Annotated in this window: 3 protein-coding genes and 1 pseudogene; all 4 read right to left on the minus strand. The window is 38.2% G+C overall.

Features of this window, described 5'->3' with window-relative positions; translation table 11 throughout:
* Nucleotides 1-127 precede the first annotated feature (127 nt).
* A pseudogene (locus FKQ60_RS16995) lies at nt 128-343 on the minus strand (PhzF family phenazine biosynthesis protein); the annotation flags it as partial.
* Nucleotides 344-1,697: 1,354 nt separating this feature from the next.
* Nucleotides 1,698-2,456, minus strand: coding sequence for a hypothetical protein (locus FKQ60_RS17000; protein WP_170906802.1), 759 nt, complete (start codon nt 2,454-2,456; stop codon nt 1,698-1,700).
* 135 nt (nt 2,457-2,591) lie between these two features.
* Nucleotides 2,592-2,972, minus strand: coding sequence for an MmcQ/YjbR family DNA-binding protein (locus FKQ60_RS17005; protein WP_170905673.1), 381 nt, complete (start codon nt 2,970-2,972; stop codon nt 2,592-2,594).
* A gap of 139 nt (nt 2,973-3,111) precedes the next feature.
* Nucleotides 3,112-3,873, minus strand: a complete 762-nt coding sequence (locus tag FKQ60_RS17010; RefSeq protein WP_170906803.1) for a Bro-N domain-containing protein — start codon at nt 3,871-3,873, stop codon at nt 3,112-3,114.
* Nucleotides 3,874-4,093 lie beyond the last annotated feature (220 nt).

The following is a 4,093-nucleotide window of genomic DNA, read 5'->3' on the forward strand; positions in this document are numbered from 1 at the left end:
CTGAAGTGCTCTTTGATGGTATTAATATTCATGGCAACACCTTAAAAAAGGAGCATAAGATCACAGCCCGCACGTCAGGTCAAACTTAACCTCGCATTGCGCAAAAAACGTTCATGATCTTGCCCTGGGCTGCACCTGCTCCCAAACTTCCGTGTCCACAAAGATTAATTTCGCCATCAAGTGAAAACCAACGAATATGAAATTGTCCATCGATTTTTGTAATAAAGGAAGTAACTGGTTGTCCAATTTCACGAGTGATTTGATGCAACTCGGAATCAGGAAGCCAACTAGTTAACCCTACAACGCCACAAGGATTGCCGGATGCTGATTCACCGATAAACACATCATAAATATCTACTTTGATAATCTAATACCTCGATTGCAATTTAACGCCCAATTAAGTAGCCCGAAACGCTACTACCAACTTACCGCATAACACCGTAATCACCGAAACCAACGCATAGTAAAAATGCCACGCGTTGGCTGTCCCTCTTGAAGCGTTTGTATGCTTTATTACCTATTGATTACATTGAACTTTTACAATGTTCATTGGTTAAAGCCACTTTAACTCAAAATGATAAACTTGCCTACTTTCAGCAATCATTGGTGCCGATAAGATCCCAAATAAGTTGAAGCGAAATAGCCTGCGGAATCAATAAACCAGCAACGCCAAAGGAAGAGACCGTTCAGCAACAATCGAACCTTTTGCGCACACAATTTATCAGAGCAGAGCCGGATAAAAACGCACATTCGCCGATAAACTTGCGCTAACCAAACACTGTCAGCAAGTAAGATGTTAATGAGATCCCAAACATGCTGAAGCGAAATAGCCGGTGGAATCAATGGACAAGCAACAACAAAGAAAGAGACCTTTCAGCGACAATCGAACCTTTTGCGCACAAAACTTATCAGAGCAGAGTTGGCCGACAAAACACAAGCATCGTTCAACTTTCAATCGCCACTAAAAAGAACAATAAACTCATAATATCAATAAATTAGAATAAGAAAACTTCTAAATCAGACTAAGTTTTCCCATTAAAATTTATATATTGATTTTGCTGAGGCTCAATAAAGCATAACGCCCGCTTAAGGGGCTGACAACGCTACTACCAAGTTTCCGCATAACACCGTAATCACTTAAGCCAACGCATAATGAAAATGCCGCGCGTTGGAAGTCCCTCTTGAAGCGTTTGTTATGTTTTATTACCTATTGATTATATTGAACTTTTACAAAATTCATTTGTTCGAAGCAGTTTAACTCAAAATGATAAACTTGCCTACTTTCAGCAATCATTGGTGCCGATAAGATCCCAAATAAGTTGAAGCGAATTAGCCTGCGGAATCAATGAGCAAACAACACCAAAGAAAGAGACTTTTCAGCAACAGTTGAATCTTTTGCGTACACAATTTATCAGAGCAAAACCCGACAAAAAAACAAAAGCATCGATCAACTTTCAATAGCCACAAAAAAGAACAATAAACCCATAATATCAATAAATTAGAATAGGAAAACTTCTAAATCAGACGGAATTTTCCCATTAAAATTGTTTAATTGATCTTGCTGAGGCTCAATAAAACATAACGCCGCGTTAAGGGGTGAGCAACGCAACTACCAACTCACCGCATTGCACTAAAAACTAATAAAATCAACGCATAACGAAAATACTACGCGTTGCGAATCCCTCTTGAACGCCTTGTTAGCCGTTGTTACCCGTGTGCATATTTTCTAATTTCACATGATGGGAATACGCCGACAATAACCCATCAAAGAGTTCATCGATACCAATGTCATCAAGGTCTAAAGATGGTTTTGAACGGTTATTCGTTATTTTCCTAATTTGCAGATAGTGAATAAATCCGCACGCTTTAGATACCGTTTTTAATTCCTGATTGAGCAAATCAAGAATCTCATTCAAGCCTTTCGAGTGAACTTCCGTGATTTGACTTTTAAGAAAACCACCAAGACTTTTATTAGACGTAAATATTTCAGACTGTTGTAGTTGCTCTAAATATACTCTTTGTAGAGAAACCAATTTTGTAGCCATATCTTTACCTCTAAGCTGAAAAGCCAGAATCGGGTTTTCTTTAGATAGAGAAATTATTGTCTGCTCATACTCAATAATGAAGCTTTCAGATAGTTTTGGAGTTATTTGTTCAATGACATTCGAAAAATACCCCAACATTAAATCCTGGTTTTGTTGTGGTATAGCTATACCTTCAATTTTTTTCTTATCTAAGTATTTCTCGCATTTTTCAAGATACTTTTCGTATAGCTCCGTAGATGAAAAAGAAGACGCTAAGACATATGCCCTAAATTCTAATAAATAGAACAGAACTTGGCGTGTAGTTCTAAGCTTTTCAGTTCTAATTTTGAAGAAGTAACCAAAGCCACTAAAGATCGCACTTAATGTGATCCCAACGATACCTATTAGCGATGCAACAACCTGAACTTCCATGCTTTCTCCGAAACGGCTAACGCCGCGTTAAGGGGTGAGCAACGCAACTACAAACTCACCGCATTGCACTAAAAACCAATAAAATCAATGCATAACGAAAATGCTACGCGTTGCGAATCCCTCTTGAACGCTTTGTTATGTGCGTGTTTCAGATTGACACAGAATCCCTAACTCAGCCTGCTTCTTTTTACTTAAACCACTTGAAACAATTCTATAGGATTCAGATAGATAATAACGTAACTCATCATCAAGGCGACTTCCCGTTTCAGTTTGCTGAATCCATTTCATTCCTCGATTAGCAAAATATGGTGCTGGTCTGTAACCATCACAATTACTCAGAAAATCAAAGTTCAGGTCTGACACCTTAAAAGTAAATGCCGATTTCCCGTCAGAGCTCCAACCTCCGACCGCAAATACCTTATTGCCTACTTTCCATACATCAGAATTGCCCCATTGAACAACATGACTAGTAGCGGGGAAAGAGCCGCAAAATTCATTAAATTCATCGTAATTCATATTGTTCATCCTTGAAGCACATAACGCCGCGTTAAGGGGTGAGTAACGCAACGACCAACTCACCGCATTGCACTAAAAACTAATAAAATCAACGCATAATGAAAATGCCACGCGTTGTGAATCCCTCTTTAACGCCTTGTTAGGCTTTTTTCACGTGTGACACAGCTGCGGCGATGACATGTAGAGGGAAAAACAGTTCTTTGCGACCATTAATAGTCCGTTTATGTGACTTTTCACCTTCTTCTGCACAAATTTTTATACACCAACCAAAAACCAATTGCTCGTGCGTCTTATCAATTAAGTTGTTACTACAATACTGAGCCACAGAATAATAGTCAGAAATATCTGATTCGGTTTCAATCGAATGTAGCTTGTCTCCAAGAAGGTTAAGCTGTTTTTCATGAGCAAGAAATTTTTCATGAATCCGCTTTTCAGCCTCTTCACGTTGCTCGATTTCCATTAAAACTAATTTAGCTAATTTTTTGACTTCTGAATCTTGAGTAATCACTGGAGCTGGATACTCACCGTACTTAGTCAATGCTGGAATAACATCATGAAATAACCATCGTTGAAATTTTTTACCGGCATAGCTTCTATCACTAGATAGAACTCTATAAAGACCTGGTTGAGTAACGAAAATTTCTTTTTCCTCTGAGAATGCACCATTAACAACAGGAACCATTATATATTCATCACTATCCAAAGCTTGAAGCTGAGCCTTAAGGATACCTGCCATTGACTTTATAATATGGCGTTCATCGTGTTCTCTATTTTCACGATTCAAAGTACGGATAACATCAACTAAGGACACATATAAAATATCTTCATAATCTCTGTAAGTCCTAATGTCACTTCTACCGTTTTCTCCCTCATAAATAATTTCTATCAATTCATTTTTCATAAAACCCACCTAAAATATATCAATTAACAACAAGTAAGCCTAACGCCCGCTTAAGGGGCTGACAACGCTACTACCAAGTTTCCGCATAACACCGTAACCACCGAAACCAACGCATAATAAAAATGCCGCGCGTTAGAAGTCCCTCTTGAAGCGTTTGTTATGTTTTATTACTTATTGATTATATTGAACTTTTATAACGTTCATTTGTTCGAAGCAGTTT

Origin of the sequence: Vibrio sp. A11 (genome assembly GCF_013048705.1) — a bacterium.
Lineage (GTDB): Bacteria > Pseudomonadota > Gammaproteobacteria > Enterobacterales > Vibrionaceae > Vibrio > Vibrio metschnikovii.